Here is a 20,071-nt window from a genome sequence, read left to right as displayed (position 1 = left end):
CTTACGCACGACGCCTTATCGGTCAGATACCGAGCACAACGCACTAAGCACTAACTAAGATGAAAGGTTTCGTGTCCAGCCGTTTGCATCCTTTTGCCAACTTACTGCTTCTGGTTGGGCTAATGCTGCTGGCCGCCTGCGTGGCTGGTTTCCTGATGGCCGTGTTAAGCAATTTGCTGTTCGGCGTGGGGCTGTTGGAAATCGGCAACGTCACCAACAAGCCCGATACCTACGCCAATGGCTGGGGCGTTTCGATGCTCACGCAAGGCGTATTTCTGTTTGTTGGCTTTGGGGGCGCCGCCTTGGCGCTGCCGCTACTAACCGGCTATTCCTGGCAGGAGTATTTCGCGCCCCGCCGTCCGGTCCCTTATAACTGGTTGCTGCTGGCAGCCGGTATCATCCTGCTAAGCGTGCCCTTCATGTCGGGCTTAGTGGAATGGAATGCGAAAGCACACTTTCCTGGCTTCTTGCAAGGCCTCGAGAAAGATGCCCGCGAGCTAGAAGATCGGGCGCAGGTGCTTACCAAATACCTAACGCAGTTCACCACGTTCGGGCGGTTTATAGTGGGCTTGATAGTTATTGCGGTTGTGCCGGCTATTAGTGAAGAATTGGTGTTTCGGGGCGTGATTCAGCGCAACCTTGTGCAGTGGTTCAATTCACGACACGTAGGGGTGTGGTTGGCGGCGGCTATTTTCAGCGCCATTCACTTTCAATTCTTTGGCTTCGTCCCCCGCTTTGTATTGGGTTTGGTGCTCGGGTACCTATATGAGTGGAGCGGCAATATCTTGGTGCCAATGGCGGCGCACTTCACGCAAAATGCTTTCCAGATCGTGCTGCTCTACATGCAGCAGCGCCAACTGATGAGCAGCGAAACCTTTAACCCTGATTCCAACGAAGCCTTGCCCTGGTGGTTGCAGCTATTGTCACTGCTCCTAACGGGGGCCTTGCTCTGGCAACTCTACCGCCACACCCTACGCCCTACGGCTGATCCGCTACCCACTCAACTGCGCACCCTTAGTGGTGGTGGAGTGGCTAATCCTGCAGTTCATACCGCTCCCATCATCGGTCGTACCATCAACCATGAGGGAGTAGATGTAACGAAGAGCTAGTTTCGGGCTATTTTTTGCTAGCGAGAAGTTAGCTCGGCGGTGCTGCCAGCTCCCACCGATTAAATCCACTGCTCAACTGGCCGTTCGCACGAGCCATTTCACACAACCAGCAACTCCCACACCCTTGTCCGAAACCGCCGCTACTACCGCCTCCTCTGAACCCACCGTGCCAGGCAAAAAACCCATGTCAAACCTTGCCCAACGCATACTCTTTGGGGTAATTGGGGCGGCTATGCTGCTAATCTGCGTGTGGTACAGCGTCTGGAGCTTTGCGGCATTTTTCGGGCTAGTGCAGATGCGCATGTTGTGGGAATTTTACCGCATGATGCGAGTAGCCGGTTACAAGCCAGCAGCGTTGCTAGGGGGGGAATTAGTGTCCTGATTTTTGGGGGTGTTCTGGGGCTTACCGTATTCGCTCATTTAGCTGAAGAGGCTGTACCCGTAGCAGCGGCCGATTTTTACTTGGCTGGTTCCATACTAGTCGGCATCATTATTCTACTGCCAGTGCTACTGATTGCACGCGAGATGTATGCTTGGCCGCGTATCAATCAACAAATAAATCCGTTTGCCAACGTTGGTATTAATCTGTTGGGCTTGCTGTATGTGAGCTTGCCCATGAGCTTTCTCAGCTTGATTGCCTACGGGCCAACTAGCTACGACTACCGCCGCGTCTTGGCGTTGCTGCTGCTCGTTTGGTCGTCTGATATTGGAGCCTACGCTGCTGGCAAGAGCTTCGGTAAGCACAAGCTAGCTCCTAAAATTTCGCCTGGCAAAACTTGGGAAGGCGCCCTTGGTGGTTTCCTGCTGACGTTGGCTATGGGGTGGGCTATGGGCTATTTGCTTCCGGAACTGTCGATTACTTACCGCCTTGTGGTAGCTAGTGTAGTGGCTGTCTTTGGTCCTCTAGGCGACTTGGCCGAGTCCATGCTCAAGCGCAGTGTCGGTGTTAAAGATTCCGGCCGGATCATGCCGGGGCACGGCGGTTTGCTCGACCGGTTCGATGCCTTTCTTTTTATTCTACCCGTACTCGCACTGCTGCAGCTAGTGATGAGATAAAAACGTGCTGCAATAAATTTTCAGCACGGTTCTTGGGGTCGGTAGCCAGTTGAATTGCTTTCTGTTAGCGTGCAGATGCAGACATTTTATTGCGTTTCAAGAGTAGTTCATAGGACCTTAACAAGGGTTTTTTGCACCTCGTCGGGCTGCCTTTCGTATGTGTTAATCCCACTACCTTTGACCCGTTAAATCTCGCGCGCGGCTGTTGCATCCCACCGCTTACAGTTGCCGTTTTTTTATTTCTTCCCCACCCCCAACCCTTACCCTTACACGTATGGCTGCCACCACGGTGTACAAAGAACCGGCTCCCTTAGTGGACCGCGAAAACCCCTCGAATCCATGATGTCACGTTTCAACGTGGCCACGGAAATTTTAGGGCTTGATGATGAAACCTATGAAGTGCTGAAAGCGCCCGACAAGCAGGTAATCGTGCACATTCCCGTTACGATGGATAATGGCAAGGTGCGTGTTTTTGAAGGGTACCGCGTTATACACAACACCATTCTGGGTCCCTCGAAAGGTGGCATCCGCTACGACAAGAATGTGCACCTCGACGAGGTGAAAGCCTTGGCTGCCTGGATGACCTGGAAATGCGCCGTAGTGGACTTGCCTTATGGCGGTGCCAAAGGCGGTATCATCTGCGACCCCACGACCATGAGTGCCGGCGAAATCGAGCGTCTGACTCGTGGCTACACCATGGCCATGAAAGACGTTTTCGGTCCCGACAAAGACATTCCGGCCCCCGACATGGGTACCGGCCCGCGTGAAATGGCGTGGCTGATGGACGAATTTTCGAAAACGGTAGGCGCTACGTCGCCAGCTGTTGTAACTGGTAAGCCGCTGGTTATGGGTGGCTCTTTAGGCCGCACCGAGGCTACGGGTCGTGGTGTAATGGTATCGGCGCTGGCGGCTATGAAGAAGCTCGGCATGGACCCCAAACAAGCGTCGGCGGCCGTACAAGGCTTCGGCAACGTGGGCTCATGGGCTGCTAAGCTGCTCAGCGAGCAGGGATTGCGCATCAAGTGCATCTCCGACGTGAGCGGTGCCTACTGGAACGAAGCCGGCATCAACATTGACGACGCCGTAGCTTATAAGAATGCCCACAAAGGCCGCCTCGATGGCTTTACTGGTGCCGTCTTGATGGAAAACGCGGACGATCTGTTGACCACTGACGTAGATGTATTGGTGCCTGCTGCCGTTGAAGATGTTATCACAGAGCACAACGCCCACGACATCAAAGCTAAACTGATTGTGGAAGGTGCCAACGGCCCAACCGCTGCTTCTGCCGACCCTATCATCAACGAGAAAGGCATCATGGTCGTGCCCGATATCTTGGCCAATTCCGGCGGCGTAACAGTTTCGTACTTCGAGTGGGTACAAAACCGCCAAGGCTTCAAATGGACCGAAGAAATGGTGACCGAGCGCGCCGACCGAATTATGTCGGATGCTTTCGAGAAAGTGTATGCTACTTCGCAGAAATATAAAGTACCTATGCGCATCGCGGCCTACGTAGTAGCCATCGATAAAGTAGCGCAGACGTATAAGTTCCGCGGCGGTTTCTAAACCAGAAGTTTCCCTCGGTTTCAGCGTTGTTTGCAGTTAACCTCAAGCGTTTCTACGAACCCGCTATATTTGCTTGCCGATAGCCCGGGCCGGTGGCTCGGGCTATCTTTGTATAGTTTAGCAGGTGGTGTGCTCGGGCTCGAAAAGAATAAGGAATTAAGGCTTGCTAGTTCATGTTTCCAACAAAGCGTGTGTACCAGCTACATCAGTCCAATCAGCGCAAATCAGTGATTGAAAAGAGCGTCTGCATCAGCGAAGTCAAAACCACCAGCGCACATCAGTGATTTATGAAGATCCACAAAGAAGGCCGACGTATCCTGCTTTTTACGCTGCTAGGACTGCTAGCTGTTAATTTAGTTTTGTTTCGTGTGAATGCTCGCCACGTCACCTTCAACCAGATTTTTGCTGGTATTTCGGTGATTGTATTCCTGACGCTGCTTCAGTTTTTCCGGAGTCCGGCTCGCCGGCTTTTCACCCACGAAGATCTGATTACGGCCCCGCCGATGGGAAAGTAGTGGTGATAGAAAACGTGCACGAGTCGGAGTATTTCGATGATGAGCGCAAGCAGATCAGCATTTTCATGTCGCCGATCAACGTGCACATCACGCGCAACCCAATTTCGGGTATCGTGCGCTACTTCAAATATCACCCTGGCAACTACCTAGTAGCTTGGCACCCGAAGAGTAGCACCAAAAACGAGCGCACCACGGTTGTAGTAGAAAGCGAGGCGGGCCCGCTGGTACTGTTCCGCCAAATTGCCGGCGCGATGGCGCGTCGTATTGTATGGTACGTCAACGAAGGCGACGAAGTAAGCCAAGGTGAAGAGTTTGGCTTCATCAAGTTCGGCTCGCGCGTCGATATTTTCGTGCCCGTTGACACAGAGGTGAAAGTGCAGCTCGGTGAGAAAGTAAAAGGTGGTCAGACAGTTATAGCGCAGCTAAAAACCGACGCGCCAAGCTTGTTTTAGGGCATTGTAAAGGCAGGTAGCATGTAATTCGGCTGTAGCCTTATTTCAAGTGTTTGAGTATTGATTCAAGGTCTAGTGCTTCATCATATGATGAAGCACTAGACCTTTTTTGTTTGCCTTGTTTCGACCCAAGAATAATATATGAATTTAAATATTTATTACATATGATTGAAAAACAGATTGTTATGTTATGAATTCAGTTATTGTATAGCCGTTAGGAGCGCACCGTACACATACTCAGCTTGGTCAACTTAATACTGAGTAGCCGAGCAATTTTTGAATAGAATGTTTAACTGAGGAGCTTGGATATTGCTATAGTAAGTTATTTCATTAGCGAATCAGTGGCAGTGCGGTATTTCTGTGTGAGCGGGTTCGGATTGGGCGTAGTGTATTTCTATTGGTAAAGGAGGGTAATAGTCGAAGGCAATTTGGCATGAAAGCTTACTCAATCGTTTGCACCCTAGTCTGTAGTACACAGCGCAGCTTTATTGAAAAGGGCTATGGTGCCAGAAAACATAGGTGGTAATTCCTGTTAGCGTCGCGGAAAGATGGGATATAGATTAGTGAGCCTAGCTGCATAGTAGTGCTCTCACAAGTGGTTTTAATGCCATATAGAAACAAACTCGCTGTTGAAAATGGTGATGGGTTACTTCATCATTCAATTCGAAGTTGCATTTAAGTAAAGATCTGTTTGTCAGTGTAATATTTTCTTTTTCACAACCCTTACTGAGTTTTCTATGGCTAATTCTACTTTTCCAAAGTTGTTTTCGCTCTTGCTCATTTGCGCTGCCAAACCTGATTCGGTAGTTGCGGGAAGCTCGGTGCCGGATGCGTTAATTAAAAGCCATGCCGAGCGCTTGAGGTTAGCGAAAAGTTTTGGTGCTTACACGCAATCGTTTGCGCGTGCAGAGGTACCATCATCTGACGGTAGCATGTTGTTAGCGCCCGTGCCCGTGCGTGGCCGCGTGATTGGGCCAAACAATGAGCCCATACCGGGAGCTACCGTGGTAGTGAAGGGAAGCACTGTGGGCACTGCAACCGATGCTGATGGCAACTTCAGCTTGACTTTGCCAGATGGCAACGTAACGTTGGTTATTTCCTCTATTGGGTTTGCCAATCAGGAGGTTGCCGTCAATGGCCGCTCGACTCTTTCGATTACGCTGCAAAACGACACGAAAGCCCTAGATGAAGTGGTAGTAGTAGGGTATGGCACACAGCGCCGACAAGACGTAACTGGATCAATTGCCACGGTAAAAGCCGAGGACTTACGTACTCAAGGAACCAACACGGTGCAGAAATCTTTGCAAGGCCGTGTGGCAGGGGTGCAAATCGAGTCGTCGGGAGGAAATCCGGGTTCTGGTGTGCGCGTGATAGTACGAGGCGCCGGCTCGCTCAACAACAACGACCCACTCTACATTGTGGACGGAGTGCAAGTGGACAACATCAACAACTTGCAGCCCACAGATATTGCCTCGTTCGATATTCTGAAGGATGCCTCAGCCGCGGCTATCTATGGGTCCCGGGCCGCAAACGGAGTGGTACTCATCACTACCAAAGGCGGTAAGAAAGGTGAAAACCGCATCGACTTCAACGCCTACTACGGCGTACAGCAGATAGCCAAGAAGATAGATGTGCTCAATGCCTCAGAGTGGGCCACCGTCAGCAATACCGCCCACGACGCAGCGGGCTTACCCCGACTCGACATCGCCCAAAATCCAGAGTCGTTGGGAGCGGGTACCGATTGGCAAAAGGAGATTTACCAGACGGCGCCCATGCAGAACTACACGCTTGGGGCCAGCGGGGCAGCGAAAACTTCACCTACAACTTGTCGGGCGGGTACTTAGACCAGCAGGGCATAGTGAAGAAAACTGACTACGACCGTTATAACTTGCGCTTGAAATCTGACTTTACCAAGGGACGGGTTCGGATTGGGGAAACCATCATCTTGACCCGGGAATACTGGCGCACTATGGCTGGCGGCTGGGGCGGCCAAGGCGGCAACCCGGTAGGTTCGGCCCTGAAAATGATTCCGGTTTTCCAGGTATACGACCCAACCGCAGTGGGTGGTTATGGTGGTGCCTATGGACAGGTAGTAAACATTGCCAGCCCGGTAGCACAGCTGAATTTGGAGGTGCCAGAGACAAGAACTACCTCGGCCATTATTAATGGCTATGCCGAAGTATCACTGATAGACGCCCTCAAGTATCGGCTCAACTTAGGCTATACCAATACGTTCGGCGCACACAACGACTATACGTATCCATATAAAGTGGGTGCGCTGTTCAACAACGCCGATGCGGACCTCTACCAGAGCAAGAGCCAGAAAGAATACTTTCTGCAAGAGCACACGCTGAGCTACAACAAAGAATTAGGGAAGCACAACCTCAATGGCTTAGTCGGCTTCACGTATCAGAATACCCGGTTTGACGTGCAGAGCGGCTCAAAAAGCGGTATGCCTTCTGGCATTCAAGTGCTAGACGCCGGAACTACCAATATTGCCAGTGGGGGGTATGCTTATGAAAGCGCATTGGTTTCTTATTTGGGGCGGTTAGTGTATTCCTACGACAACCGATATGTGCTGACGGGTACGTTCCGCCGAGACGGTTCGTCGCGTTTCAGCCCCGACTACCGCTACGGAAACTTCCCGGCTGTGGCTCTGGCGTGGAACGTGGTCAACGAGTCCTTTTTCCAGCCGCTGCAAGGAGTAGTCAGTAACCTGAAACTGCGGTCCAGCTACGGTGTGCTAGGCAACCAAGAGCTGTCTGACTATCAGTATGACCCAACCATTACGTCTAACGCCAACTATGTGCTAGGGTCAACTCAACTGCTATGGCCAGGAGCAATCCAGACGACGTTTGCCACGCCGAACATCAAATGGGAAACGTCCAAGACCTTTAATGTGGGCGCTGATTTAGGATTCTTCGAAAACAAACTGGGTTTATCGGCCGACTATTTCATCCGCCGTAATTCCGATATTCTCTTGCGGGTGCCAATCCCACTGACTACGGGAGCTAGCGCTAACGCTCCTTATATCAACGCTGGCCAAATCACCAACAAGGGGGTAGAAGCCGCTTTGACGTACAACAACAAAATGGGCGAGTTCACTTACCAAGTGACGGGCACGTTTACGGCCATCGACAACAATGTCGACTTCTTGGGTACGGGCACGCAGCAAATTTCCGGTGGCCAGCCTACCCACCACGGTCAGTCGGCTACAATTACAAAAGCCGGCGGACCGGTGGGGGCTTTCTACCTGATCAAGACTGACGGCATCTTTAATTCGCAAGAGGAAGTTGATGCGCACAGCGTAGAAGGAAGGCTTATTCAGCCTGCCGCTAAGCCCGGCGACATTCGGTTTGTAGACTATAATGGCGATGGTGCCATCAGCCAAGACGACCGGCAGTACTGCGGTAGTCCTAACCCTAAATTCAGCTACGGTTTCGGGTCTAATTCATCGTGGAAGAACTTCGACTTAAGCTTCTTCTTCCAAGGCACCTACGGCAATAAGATTTACAACGGTCTTCGCGAGGATCTGGAAGGCATGAACTTAGAATTCAACTACTCGCCCGCCACGCTTAATGCATGGACCCGGAGAACCCCACGGATTTCCCGCGTGCCGTCATCAACGACCCCAACCTGAATAGCCGCACATCTAACCGGTTTTTGGAAAATGGCTCGTACCTGCGTCTCCGGACTTTGCAGCTTGGCTATACACTGCCAAAAGGTGTGCTGTCGGTAGCCAAAATCAACAGCTGCCGCTTTTATGTGAGCTTTGACAACTTGTTCACCATCACCAACTACTCAGGTTTTAGCCCCGACCTGGGCCGCTACAACGGCACCGACCGGGATGGCCGGCAGGTTGCGGGCGGTGGCATTCTGGACCGAGGTGTGGATTTCCCGCACGTCGCCTACCCATTGTCGCGCACTTCGTTGCTCGGTGTACAGCTGTCCTTCTAACGACTTAAACTCCTACGATAATGAAAAGAATATTATATACCTGCTTCGTGGCGTTGAGTTTAACCGCCTGTACAGAAGAGCTAGATCAAGTAAATCCCAATTCAGTCGTACTAACCAACTTCTGGAAAACCGATGCCGACTTTATGTCGGGACTGGCGGCCACTTACAAGGTTTTCCATGACGTGAACAACGGCTACTATGGCGTCCGAGGCATCGAGCTGAGCAACGGCCGGGGCGACGACTTCTTTATTCGCAACGACGTGAAGGACTTGTATCAATTGTCGACCTTCACCAACGACCCAACCACGGGTACGCCTTCATCGATTTTTACGGGCTTCTACACGGGTATCTTCCGGGCCAACCAGATTATCGAGCAGGCACCTTTGTCCGCGGGGCTTTCCGAGGAGGCTAAGAAGCAGTACGTGGCGGAAGCGCAGTTCATTCGGGGCGTCAACTACTTCTTGCTCGCCATCAACTTCGGGGAGGTACCGGTTGTCACGAAAGTGCCGGTGTCGCGGGGCGAGTATTTTGTTGCTAAAGCGCCGGAAGCTGACGTGTGGGCGCAGGCAGTGAGCGACTTGCAAGCGGCTGCAGCGGGCTTGCCCGCTTCGTATCCGGCTGCTTCGGTGGGGCGTGCCACTAAAGGGGCAGCCTTGGGCTACCTCGGCAAAGTATATGTCTACCAGAAGAAATGGGCCGATGCGGAAGCTACTTTCAAGCAGCTAGCCCAACCCGACGGCACGGCTAAGGCCCCCTTCACATATGATTTGGTGCCCAAGTTCGAAGACAACTTCAACAAGGCGACTGACAACAATGTGGAGTCTTTGTTTGAGATTCAAAACCAAAACGTGGGTGGTTCACAACCGTGGTCGGGCGAGAATGCCAACGAGGCGCTCGGCGTGACAACTGCCCAAGAGTTTGCACCGACCGAAGTGGCCGGCTGGTTTGAGGTTTCACCTACCGACAAGATTTTCAACGAGTTCAAGAAGGAAAAAGCGGTTGGCGGGGACTTCGACGACCGGATGTACGCCACGTTGGTGTGGGACTATCCGGGCGCGATGTACTACAACAAGCCCTTCAAAGAATTCAAGCTGGTGTTTGGCTACAGTTCCATGGTCAGGAAGTATCAGAACTGGCGCGAAAACAACGAAGGCATCTATATCTCGGAAATCAACGAGAAAGCACTGCGCTACGCCGACATTCTGCTACTCTATGCTGAAGCCTTGACCATGCAGAACCGCCAAGTGGAAGCCTATCCGTTGGTGAACCGCATCCGGGCGCGCGCAAAGCTGGCACCATTGGCCGCCGGTTTGTCGAGCACGCAGATGATGGAGGAAATCCGTCACCAGCGCATGTTAGAATTCTTCCGCGAAGGGCAGCGCTTCTACGATTTGAAGCGGTGGGGAATCTTGGAGCAAGAAATCAAGAACAGCGACAAAGTAGGTCGTCAGTTCTTCACAGCGAAACACGCTTACTTTCCCATCCCGCAAAACGAGCTAAACACCAATCCAAGCATCACGCAAAATTCAGGGTGGTAATGAGCTGCGCTACGGCAGCTGCCGTTAGCGTATAGTGCCAAAAAGCAGAGTTGCTGGTCCGAATGTATCGGGTGGCAACTCTGCTTTTTGCTTGCAAACTAAACTGTGGGAGCAGGCCCGAGATTGCCAAGAATAGCGCAACGCACCAGGCTCAGGCCGAACTGGCAAGGTTATAATGGAGTAGCGTCATACCGTCGGGCCAGGTGTGGGTGCGAAGCAAGTGCACCGGCTGGGAATGACTCTGCTGACGCCATAGTGGTATGCCATCGCCAAGTAGGTGAGGCACCACAAAAAGCATCATCTCATCTACTAAGCCAGCAGTTAGCAGTGAGGCGGCTAGTGTGCTGCCACCAATCAACCAGATAGCTTTACCTGCTTCTTGTCGCAGCTTTCCAACAAATTCAACAGGCTCCTCTGTCACAAATTCCACAGACGGATGCGCGGTTGCCGTTGGCGGGTTGTGGGTGAAGACGTAGTTGGTGAGCGTAGAATAAGGCCACTCGCCAAAGGTGAGTACTTGTTCGTAGGTAGTGCGACCTAGCAGAGTGGTATCAACGGAGGCCAACAAGTCGGCGTAGCCATAGTCCTCGCCGGGTGGTGGAGCAGGCAGCCAGTCCACTGAGCCATCGGGGGAAGCAATAAAGCCGTCGAGGCTGGCCGCAATGTAGAACACGACTTTACGCATGCCACAGAATACTAGGGTTAAAACCAGCGCGCTGCCAAGGTCATCAATTGCTCTAGTGCCTGCTGATCGTCCTGGTCGAAATCGTTGAGCTGGTCGCTGTCTACGTCGAGTACGGCTACTACAGTGCCGTCTTTCAGTACGGGCACCACGATTTCCGACTTCGATTCTGAACTACACGCAATGTGACCAGGGAACTGCTCTACATCGGGTACCAGGAGCGTTTGCGCCTGCGCCCAGCTGCTGCCACAAACCCCTTTTCCGTGCCGGATGCGGGTGCAGGCAATGGGTCCTTGAAACGGGCCGAGTACTAGTTCATTGTCTTTCACTAAATAAAACCCCACCCAAAAAAAACCGAAGGCTTGCCGGAGCGCCGCCACGGTGTTGGCCAAGTTAGCTACTAGGTCTGGCTCACCCGTCGTGAGGGCTTCAATCTGCGGCAAGAGCTGGCGGTACTGCTCGGCTTTGGTTAAGGTAGTATCGAACGTGAGTTCTTCGGCCATTGTAATTCAGGAAATAAAGAGGACTAGTTAAGAGGAAGTGACTAGTAACAGAAAACCAGTAAGAAGGATTTCCTGTCTGGCACAAGTCGAGTAGGTGCGTGCAAATGTAGTTCTCTTGCTTGTGCGCTGTTTCGTTGCTGAATTGCCAGGTGGTCCCTCATCGAGTGCTGCCATTCACGTACACAAACAACTCGTCGTCGCCTAATTTTCGGTGTTCGCGTAGGCCGCTTAGGCCAGGTTTAGGTGCCGTTACGCCGCCATTTAGCCGCCGTGGGCTCCGCAGTACCCGAATTTCGTCCCATAGGCCGTCTTTCAACAAGGAGTTCAGCACGGTTGGGCCACCTTCTACCAACACCGACTGCACATTGCGCTGGTGCAGGCTGCCCAAAATCTGCGGAAACAAGTCTTCGGCCTCCGACAACATCACGTAGTCTACGTGACCTTTATTGGCCTTTTCGCGGTAGGTGTACACCACGGTGGGCTGTTTGCCATCGAAGAGGTTGTGTGTCGGCGGCAAACTCAGGTTTTTGTCGATGACGACGCGCGTCGGATTGGGGCCAGGCCATTCACGCACGTTTAGGTGGGGGTTGTCATGGAGAGCGGTGCGGGTTCCTACCAGAATGGCTTGCTCTTCCGCCCGCCATTGGTGCACCGCCACCCGCGCCAAATCCCCGCTGATGGGCACCGGCTGATAATACGGCCCTGCTAGGTAGCCGTCCGCCGTCTCAGCCCACTTTAGCACTACATAAGGCCGCTTTTTCTCTTGCGACGTGAAAAAGCGCCGGTTCAGCCAGCGGCCTTCCGCTTCCAGCAAACCCGTCTCAACTTTGATGCCCGCCGCCCGCAGTTTTTCGAGGCCGCGGCCAGATACCAGCGGGTTGGGGTCGAGGTTGCACACCACCACTTCGGCTACGCCTTTGGCAACCAGCAAGTCGGCGCAGGGCGGCGTCTTGCCGTGGTGGGCGCAGGGTTCCAGCGTCACATAAACGCGGCTTTGAGTTAACAGACTTTCATCGGTCACGGCGGCCAGCGCATTTACCTCGGCGTGAGGGCCGCCGTATTGTCGGTGCCAACCTTCTCCGATGACGCGGCCTTCGTGCGTTACCACGCAGCCTACTAAGGGGTTAGGCCGGGTATGGCCGGTACCAAGCCGAGCCAAGTCGAGGGCGCGGCGCATCATCAGGGAATCGAAAGCAGGGGTAGGCATGGGAAGGGCGCGGGATAGGATAAGCGAAAGTAACGCTAAGCGCCGGGTTGGCGTACGAGCGAAACGAGTATCCTTTGATTTCCTAAGATTTCTGGTTCTGCATGAACTGATGCTACCGGGTTAGGACTCGCTTTGCTCGGTGCGGAACCTATTTCCGCGCTACTTTCGCCCGATGTCTACGCTCCGCCAACTTTCTCTTCATCTTGCTTCGTCGCTGGAAGCCATCTATCCGGCGCCGGAAGCGGACAGCATTGCCGGCTTGGTACTAGAGCATCTGCTTGGCGTCACGCCGTTGCAGCGCCGGATGCAAGCGCAGGAGGTAGTGCCCGAAGAAATAGCAGAGCAACTGCCCGCGCTAGAAGCCCGCCTGCTGCGCCACGAACCGCTACAGTACGTACTCGGGGAGGCGTGGTTCATGGATATGACCCTTGAGGTGACGCCCGCTACGCTCATTCCGCGGCCCGAAACCGAAGAACTGGTGCAACTCATTATTCAGGAGTGCAGCGAGGTGCAGTCAGTGTTGGATGTGGGCACGGGCAGCGGCTGCATTCCATTAGCGCTCTGTCGCGCTTTGCAGCCCACGCAGGTTACGGCTGTGGATATTTCGGCGGACGCACTAGCCGTAGCGCGCCGCAATGCCGTGCGCTACGGCTGCGAAATCGACTTTCAGCAACTTGATATTCTAAGTGAGTGTCCGCGGAGAATAGCAGCCCATACGTTGGATGTGCTGGTGAGCAATCCACCGTATGTGTTGGAAAACGAACGGCCCCTAATGCGCCCCAACGTGCTGAACTTCGAGCCCGCTACGGCCTTGTTCGTGCCCGATAATGACCCGTTGCTGTTTTACCGACGCATTGCGGCGCTAGGCACTACACTCTTAAGAGCAGGAGGTAGTCTGTACTTCGAAATCAACGAGCAATACGCCGCCCAAACCGTAAGTCTGTTGACCGGGCTCGGCTATACTGCTGTAGCAGCGCGCTCCGATATGTTCGATAAGCAGCGAATGGTGCGCGCTACATGGCCGGGCTAAGTAGCTATGAGGCAAGGCGTGCAATACGTGAAATGGTACCTAAACCAGGGTTAATTGCCTCTAAAAAAGGTGACTTATAAGAGGATTTAAAATTCAGGAAGATTTCGCTCAGAAATCAGGGTAAAACTGAAAGAGTTTCGTTGGTTTTCCGTGGCAAACTCCTAAAAGCCCTACCTTTGCGGGCTGAAAACCAACGCCCATCTATGCCCGATACGTTGTCCTACTTTGCGCATCCCACCGCCGTCCTCGACGACGGATGCCGCATCGGGGCAGGTAGCCGCATCTGGCATTTTTGCCACCTCAGTTCGGGGGCCGAAGTGGGCGAGGAGTGCAGTTTAGGCCAGAATGTATTTGTAGCGGATGGCGTACGGTTGGGGCGTAATGTGAAGGTGCAAAACAACGTAAGCTTATATAGTGGAGTGGAATGTGCCGACGACGTGTTCATTGGCCCTTCCGCCGTATTTACCAACGTCCTTAATCCCCGCGCCGCCGTGGTGCGTCGGCACGAGTACCAGCGCACGGTACTAGGGCGCGGAGTAAGCATTGGCGCCAACGCGACTATTGTGTGCGGTGTGCAATTGGGCGAGTACGCTTTTGTAGGCGCCGGCTCGGTAGTTACGAAAGACGTTCCGTCGTACGCACTCGTGTATGGCAACCCCGCCCGTTGGCGTGGTTGGATGAGTGCCTACGGTCACCAACTTACCTTCAATGAAGCTGGCCGTGCCACTTGTCCCGAAAGTGGGGAGCAGTATGTATTAGCCGACGGGCAGGTTCGCCGCGTCGGTCCCGAGTCGTGAAGTTTCTGGCAAAGAATATTAGTTTAAGATCCTAAGACCCTACTCTGTGTACGAGCAACTTATTCAGAAACAAGCGAAACTGGCCGTTATTGGTCTTGGGTATGTGGGCTTACCCATTGCCCTCGAATTTGCCCGTAAAGTGCAGGTGATTGGTTTCGACATCAATGCCAAGCGCGTCGAAATGATGCGCAACCACATTGACCCAAGCGGCGAGCTAGAGTCTGAGGACTTTGAGGGGTGCGACATCACCTTCACCGATTCGCTGGATGTGCTGCGGGAAGCCACCTTCTACATCGTGGCTGTGCCCACGCCTATCGACGAGCACGCGCAGCCCGACCTTAAGCCCCTGCTTGGCGCTTCTACATCCGTGGGCAAAGTGCTGAAGAAAGGTGACTACGTGGTGTTTGAGAGTACCGTCTACCCCGGCTGCACCGAAGACGACTGTATTCCGGTGATGGAAAAGCTGTCGGGCCTGAAATTTCACGAGGATTTCAAGGTTGGCTACTCGCCCGAGCGCATCAACCCCGGCGACAAAGAGCACACGCTTTCCACTATTATAAAAGTGGTAGCCGGCTGCGACGATGAGTCGTTGGACAACATCGCCAAAACCTACGAACTGGTGGTGAAAGCCGGTGTGCACCGGGCCAGCAGCATCAAAGTAGCCGAAGCGGCCAAGATCATCGAAAACACGCAGCGCGACGTCAATATTGCGTTGATGAACGAGCTGTCGATGATTTTCGACCGGATGAGCATCAACACCTACGAAGTGCTGGAGGCGGCCGGGACCAAGTGGAACTTTCTGAAGTTTTCGCCTGGCTTGGTGGGCGGGCACTGCATCGGCGTCGATCCTTACTACCTCACTTACAAGGCGAAAGAGCTCGGCTACGATGCTAAGGTGATACTAAGCGGCCGCACCACCAACGACAATATGGGTGCCTACATAGCCCGCAAGACGGTGCAAATGATGATCCGGCAGGGCAAAGATGTGGCCCGCAGCCGGGTGCTCGTAATGGGCGCGACCTTCAAGGAAAACGTCGAAGATATTCGCAACTCGAAAGTAGCCGACGTCATTCAGGAGCTGAAAAACTTCTCCGTGAACGTCGACATCGTAGACCCACATGCCAGCTCCGACGAACTGCACCACGAGTACGGTTTCCGGCTCACATCCGCTGCCGAAGTTCGTGATGATTACGATGGGGTGATTGTGGCCGTTAGCCACCAGCCGTACACTACCAAAGACGAAGCGTACTTTCAGTCGATTACCTCGGAAAACGCGGTGCTGGTTGACATTAAAGGCCTGTTCCGCGGCAAGATCAAGCAAATGCAGTACTGGAGTTTGTAGGTGACACAGTGGGCTGGTGCGGTTGATATTGAGTCAAGCCATCAACGCATCAGCTCACTATTTCGCCATTCACTATTTCACCTCAGAAAATGGAGCGCACGAAAATACTGGTTACAGGAGGAGCGGGGTACATTGGCTCGCATGCCGTAGTAGAGCTGTATGAAGCTGGTTTTCAACCCGTCATAGTCGATAATTTCAGCAATTCGCAAGAGTCGGTATTGGCTGGTATCGAGTCTATTCTTGGTGTGCGGGTGCCGAGCCACAACATCGACTGCAACGATGAAGAAGCATTGCGGGCCGTGTTTGCCGAGGAAGGCAACCTGCGCGGGGTAATTCACTTCGCCGCTTTCAAAGCAGTAGGCGAGTCGGTGCAGAAGCCACTGGAGTACTACCGCAACAACCTGAATTCGTTACTGACACTAGTATCGGTAATGCGCGAATTTGGCGTAGAGGCGCTGGTATTCTCTTCATCGTGCACGGTGTATGGCATACCTGATTCCTTGCCCGTTACCGAGCAGACGCCTACCAAAAAGGCTAGTTCGCCCTACGGGGCTACCAAGCAAATGTGCGAGGATATCCTAACCGACATTGCTGCCGCGTCTACCAATAAGCTGCGCACCATTTTGTTGCGCTACTTCAACCCAATTGGAGCCCACCCATCCGCTAAGATCGGGGAGTTGCCACTCGGAGTTCCGCAAAACCTGGTGCCGTTTATCACTCAAACCGCCGCCGGTATCCGCGAGAAACTCACCATCTTCGGCGACACCTACGATACCCCGATGGTACCAATATCCGTGACTATTTGCACGTGGTAGATCTTGCTAAAGCGCACGTGGTGGCTGTTCAACGCCTGCTCGACCAGAAAGGGGAGACGCTCGAAGTGTTTAACGTAGGCACCGGCCGCGGCAATAGCGTGCTAGAGGTAGTACACGCCTTCGAGCGTGCCACAGGAGTTAAGTTGAATTACACTATCGGACCCGCTCGCCCTGGCGACGTGCCTGCCATCTACGCCGATGTTACAAAGGGCACGGAAGTGTTGGGCTTCCAAACCACTTCTTCTCTGGAAGAAGCCTTGGCTAGCGCCTGGAAGTGGCAGCAGAGCTTGACTAAGTAAGCTACTTACCTTGCGGGATCGATTAACACATCAGTCGGGCCGTTTGCCAAGCTCAGCAGTATGACCTTTAACGTAAAGCAATAAAATGAAAATCATTATCACCGGCGGGGCCGGCTTCATTGGGTCGCACGTGGTGCGCTTGTTCGTAACCAAGTATCCAGACTATCAGATTCTGAACTTGGATGCCCTCACGTATGCTGGCAACCTCGAAAACCTGCGTGATATTGAAGAGGCACCTAATTACCGGTTGATTAAAGGCGATATTACCGATCAAGCATTTGTAGATCAGTTGTTTGCAAACGAGGAGCCGGATGCAGTTATCCACCTCGCCGCTGAAAGCCACGTTGACCGGAGTATCACCGATCCGCTGGCATTCGTTAAGACCAACGTGCTCGGTACTGTGAACCTGTTGCAGGCTGCCAAAAACCTGTGGAAGCCGTTAGGCTACGAAGGCAAGACCTTTTACCACGTAAGCACCGATGAAGTGTATGGCTCTTTGGACTTCGGCCCCGAGATGTTCACCGAAGAAACTTCGTACGATCCTCGGTCCCCTTATTCGGCCTCGAAGGCAGCTTCTGACCACTTCGTGCGGGCTTGGCACCATACTTATGGTTTGCCCATCAAGCTTAGCAACTGCTCCAACAACTACGGCCCGAACCACTTCCCCGAAAAGCTGATTCCGTTGGCTATCCATCGTATTCAGCACGGCCAACCGGTGCCTGTGTATGGTAAAGGCGAAAACGTGCGTGACTGGTTGTTTGTAAAAGACCACGCCACCGCCATCGACGCCGTTTTTCATAAAGGCAAAGTAGGCGACACCTACAACATCGGCGGCGTAAACGAATGGGCCAACATCGAACTCATTCACTTGCTCTGCGACACACTCGACGAGAAAACGGGTAAGGAAAAAGGTACTTCGCGCAAGCTGATCACCTTCGTAACCGACCGTGCTGGCCACGATTTGCGCTACGCCATCGACAGCAGCAAAATCATGAACGAGCTTGGCTGGAAGCCCTCCGTGACATTTGAAGAAGGTTTGTCTCAAACGGTGGATTGGTACTTGGAAAATCAAGCTTGGCTGCAAAACGTGACCAGTGGCGCCTACCAAGATTACTACCGCACGCAATACGCCAGCCGCTAATGTGCTGATTGATGAGTGGATGGGTGTCTCTTTCTAGTCACACATCCACTCATCGTTAGTACGCCAACTCATCATTAACTAGCCTATTACCCTAGTGTACAACATTCCTTTTCACGACCAGCCGCTTGACAACCTAGCTTTCCTGGTGACAGGAGGGGCCGGTTTTATTGGTTCTAATCTAGTTGAGTATCTGTTGAAATACGGCGCCAAAGAGGTGCGCGTGCTCGACAACTATTCCAATGGCTTTCGCAAGAACGTGGCGTTGTTTGAAGGCAATCCGACGCTACGTGTTATTGAAGGCGACATTCGGGACCGGCAAACTTGCGTGGACGCCTGCCGCGGCATCGATATCGTATTACACCAAGCGGCTTTGGGCTCCGTACCACGTTCCATCAACGATCCTATCACCACCAACGACGTGAATGTGGGCGGTTTCGTGAACATGCTGGTTGGAGCGAAAGAGGCAGGTATTAAGCGGTTCGTGTACGCTGCTTCCTCGTCCACTTACGGCGACCACAAAGCCTTGCCAAAAGTAGAAGACCGGATTGGCAAGCCTCTTTCCCCGTATGCTGTTACCAAGTACGCCAACGAACTGTATGCTGATGTGTTTGGTAAAACGTACGGCATGGAGATTATTGGGCTGCGCTACTTCAACATCTTTGGCCCGCGCCAAGATCCTAATGGAGCCTATGCGGCCGTTATTCCACTCTTCATTGACGCAGTGCTAGAAGGCAAACCGCCGCGCATGAATGGCGACGGTGGCCAGACCCGGGATTTTACCTTCGTAGAAAACTGCGTGCAAGCCAATATTAAGGCAGCGTTAGTGCAGAATCCGGAGGCAGTAAACCAAGTCTACAACATTGCCGTAGCCGACCGCACTTCCCTCAACGACCTGTTCAACATCCTGAAGGAAGAAGCCGGTTCTACTATCACTCCCGAATACGGACCTGACCGTCCCGGTGATATTCGCGATTCTCTAGCTGACATCAGTAAAGCCCAAACGTTACTTGGCTATGATCCGCAAATCCGCATCCGAGAAGGCTTGCAACAAACGCTGGCGTGGTTTAAGGCCAACGAAGAGTTTATTGCAGTTAGAAACTAGTTGGTAGTTCAACCATTCTACATGAAAGGTATCATCCTCGCCGGCGGTTCCGGTACTCGTCTGCACCCGCTTACCCTGGCTGTCAGCAAGCAGCTCATGCCCGTCTACGATAAGCCGATGATTTATTATCCGCTTTCGATTTTGATGATGGCCGGCATCAAAGACATTCTCATTATCACCACGCCCCACGACCAAGCACAGTTCCAAAAATTGCTCGGCGATGGCAAACAATTGGGCTGCAACTTCCAGTACACCATTCAAGAGGTGCCCAACGGACTCGCCCAAGCTTTCGTGCTAGGCGCTGATTTTATTGGCGACGACAAAGTGGCTTTGGTGCTCGGTGACAACATCTTCCACGGCGAAGGCATGGAAGAGTTACTGAAAGCTAACAACAACCCGGACGGGGGCGTTGTGTACGCTTATCACGTGCACGACCCCGAGCGGTATGGGGTAGTGGAGTTCGATGCCGACAGAAAAGCACTTAGCATCGAAGAAAAGCCTAAAGAGCCCAAAAGCAATTACGCAGTACCTGGCCTCTACTTCTACGACAACGACGTAATCCAGATAGCCCGCGACTTGAAGCCGAGCTCACGCGGTGAGTACGAAATTACGGACGTAAATCAGGAGTATTTACGTCGTGGCAAGCTGAAAGTGGGTATCCTCGGCCGGGGCACTGCCTGGCTCGACACCGGCACGTTCGAAAGCCTCATGCAAGCTGGTGAATTTGTGCGAGTGCTAGAGCAGCGCCAAGGGCTAAAAGTAGGTTCTATCGAGGAAGCGGCTTATCGTCAAGGTTTTATCGATGCCAATCAACTCCGTAAGATTGCTGAACCATTGCGCAAGAGCGGCTACGGCGATTATCTGATGCAATTGCCAGAGCATTTAGTGATGCAGGATTAACTAATAAGACTCCCCTACTGAAAAGGGCTAGTTGCAAACTTGCAACTAGCCCTTTTCAGTAGG

Annotated in this window: 16 protein-coding genes and 3 pseudogenes; 16 read left to right on the top strand and 3 right to left on the bottom strand. The window is 53.0% G+C overall.

From position 1 onward, the window contains the following. Positions 1-59: 59 nt before the first annotated feature. From MUN86_RS21610 to MUN86_RS21575, 9 genes and pseudogenes are all read left to right on the top strand, one after another. Complete coding sequence (locus MUN86_RS21610; protein WP_245120050.1) at positions 60-1,109, top strand: CPBP family intramembrane glutamic endopeptidase; 1,050 nt, start codon at positions 60-62, stop codon at positions 1,107-1,109. A 124-nt stretch (positions 1,110-1,233) separates the two neighbouring features. After that, positions 1,234-1,491: a phosphatidate cytidylyltransferase gene (locus MUN86_RS31330; protein ID WP_280640557.1), complete on the top strand. Its 258-nt coding sequence runs from the start codon at positions 1,234-1,236 to the stop codon at positions 1,489-1,491. An 80-nt stretch (positions 1,492-1,571) separates the two neighbouring features. After that, positions 1,572-2,165, top strand: coding sequence for a phosphatidate cytidylyltransferase (locus tag MUN86_RS21605; RefSeq protein WP_280640556.1), 594 nt, complete (start codon positions 1,572-1,574; stop codon positions 2,163-2,165). A 274-nt stretch (positions 2,166-2,439) separates the two neighbouring features. Beyond that, positions 2,440-3,728: pseudogene (locus MUN86_RS21600) on the top strand (Glu/Leu/Phe/Val family dehydrogenase). A 287-nt stretch (positions 3,729-4,015) separates the two neighbouring features. Next, positions 4,016-4,695: pseudogene (locus MUN86_RS21595) on the top strand (phosphatidylserine decarboxylase family protein). Positions 4,696-5,627: 932 nt separating this feature from the next. Then, positions 5,628-6,539: a carboxypeptidase-like regulatory domain-containing protein gene (locus tag MUN86_RS21590; RefSeq protein WP_245120049.1), complete on the top strand. Its 912-nt coding sequence runs from the start codon at positions 5,628-5,630 to the stop codon at positions 6,537-6,539. Then, positions 6,437-8,335, top strand: a complete 1,899-nt coding sequence (locus MUN86_RS21585; protein WP_245120048.1) for a SusC/RagA family TonB-linked outer membrane protein — start codon at positions 6,437-6,439, stop codon at positions 8,333-8,335. Before MUN86_RS21590 ends, MUN86_RS21585 begins: the two co-directional genes overlap by 103 nt. Then, complete coding sequence (locus tag MUN86_RS21580) at positions 8,278-8,652, top strand: hypothetical protein (RefSeq protein WP_245120047.1); 375 nt, start codon at positions 8,278-8,280, stop codon at positions 8,650-8,652. The genes MUN86_RS21585 and MUN86_RS21580 overlap by 58 nt, the downstream gene beginning before the upstream one ends. A gap of 20 nt (positions 8,653-8,672) precedes the next feature. Beyond that, positions 8,673-10,190, top strand: coding sequence for a RagB/SusD family nutrient uptake outer membrane protein (locus MUN86_RS21575; RefSeq protein ID WP_245120046.1), 1,518 nt, complete (start codon positions 8,673-8,675; stop codon positions 10,188-10,190). A 151-nt stretch (positions 10,191-10,341) separates the two neighbouring features. Here the strand turns inward: MUN86_RS21575 and MUN86_RS21570 are convergent, their stop codons facing one another. From MUN86_RS21570 to ribD, 3 genes are all read right to left on the bottom strand, one after another. Continuing rightward, on the bottom strand, positions 10,342-10,875 hold the full coding sequence (locus MUN86_RS21570) for a dihydrofolate reductase family protein (protein ID WP_245120045.1): 534 nt from the start codon (positions 10,873-10,875) through the stop codon (positions 10,342-10,344). Positions 10,876-10,892: 17 nt separating this feature from the next. Next, entirely contained in the window at positions 10,893-11,375 is a 483-nt protein-coding gene (gene msrC, locus MUN86_RS21565) for a free L-methionine (R)-S-oxide reductase MsrC (protein ID WP_245120044.1), read from the bottom strand. A 157-nt stretch (positions 11,376-11,532) separates the two neighbouring features. Further along, a complete protein-coding gene (ribD, locus tag MUN86_RS21560) occupies positions 11,533-12,582 on the bottom strand; it encodes a bifunctional diaminohydroxyphosphoribosylaminopyrimidine deaminase/5-amino-6-(5-phosphoribosylamino)uracil reductase RibD (protein WP_245120043.1) in 1,050 nt (349 codons plus the stop codon). Between the two features lie 172 nt (positions 12,583-12,754). Here ribD and prmC point away from each other — a divergent pair, with 172 nt between their 5' ends. From prmC to rfbA, 7 genes and pseudogenes are all read left to right on the top strand, one after another. Continuing rightward, positions 12,755-13,612, top strand: a complete 858-nt coding sequence (gene prmC / locus MUN86_RS21555) for a peptide chain release factor N(5)-glutamine methyltransferase (protein ID WP_245120042.1) — start codon at positions 12,755-12,757, stop codon at positions 13,610-13,612. A gap of 203 nt (positions 13,613-13,815) precedes the next feature. Further along, the gene (locus tag MUN86_RS21550) at positions 13,816-14,409 is read left to right on the top strand and encodes an acyltransferase (RefSeq protein ID WP_245120041.1); all 594 of its coding nucleotides are present in this window, start codon (positions 13,816-13,818) and stop codon (positions 14,407-14,409) included. Between the two features lie 46 nt (positions 14,410-14,455). Continuing rightward, positions 14,456-15,751, top strand: a complete 1,296-nt coding sequence (locus tag MUN86_RS21545; protein ID WP_245120040.1) for a nucleotide sugar dehydrogenase — start codon at positions 14,456-14,458, stop codon at positions 15,749-15,751. 89 nt (positions 15,752-15,840) lie between these two features. Next, positions 15,841-16,865: pseudogene (galE, locus tag MUN86_RS21540) on the top strand (UDP-glucose 4-epimerase GalE). 85 nt (positions 16,866-16,950) lie between these two features. After that, entirely contained in the window at positions 16,951-18,006 is a 1,056-nt protein-coding gene (gene rfbB, locus MUN86_RS21535) for a dTDP-glucose 4,6-dehydratase (protein ID WP_245120039.1), read from the top strand. 94 nt (positions 18,007-18,100) lie between these two features. Then, positions 18,101-19,108 (top strand): SDR family oxidoreductase, encoded by a 1,008-nt coding sequence (locus MUN86_RS21530; RefSeq protein WP_245120038.1) that lies wholly within the window; start codon positions 18,101-18,103, stop codon positions 19,106-19,108. A 21-nt stretch (positions 19,109-19,129) separates the two neighbouring features. After that, positions 19,130-20,008, top strand: a complete 879-nt coding sequence (rfbA, locus tag MUN86_RS21525; RefSeq protein WP_245120037.1) for a glucose-1-phosphate thymidylyltransferase RfbA — start codon at positions 19,130-19,132, stop codon at positions 20,006-20,008. Positions 20,009-20,071: the final 63 nt, after the last annotated feature.

The organism is Hymenobacter volaticus, from assembly GCF_022921055.1.
GTDB lineage: Bacteria > Bacteroidota > Bacteroidia > Cytophagales > Hymenobacteraceae > Hymenobacter > Hymenobacter volaticus.
This window is presented reverse-complemented; position numbering and strand designations above follow the sequence as displayed.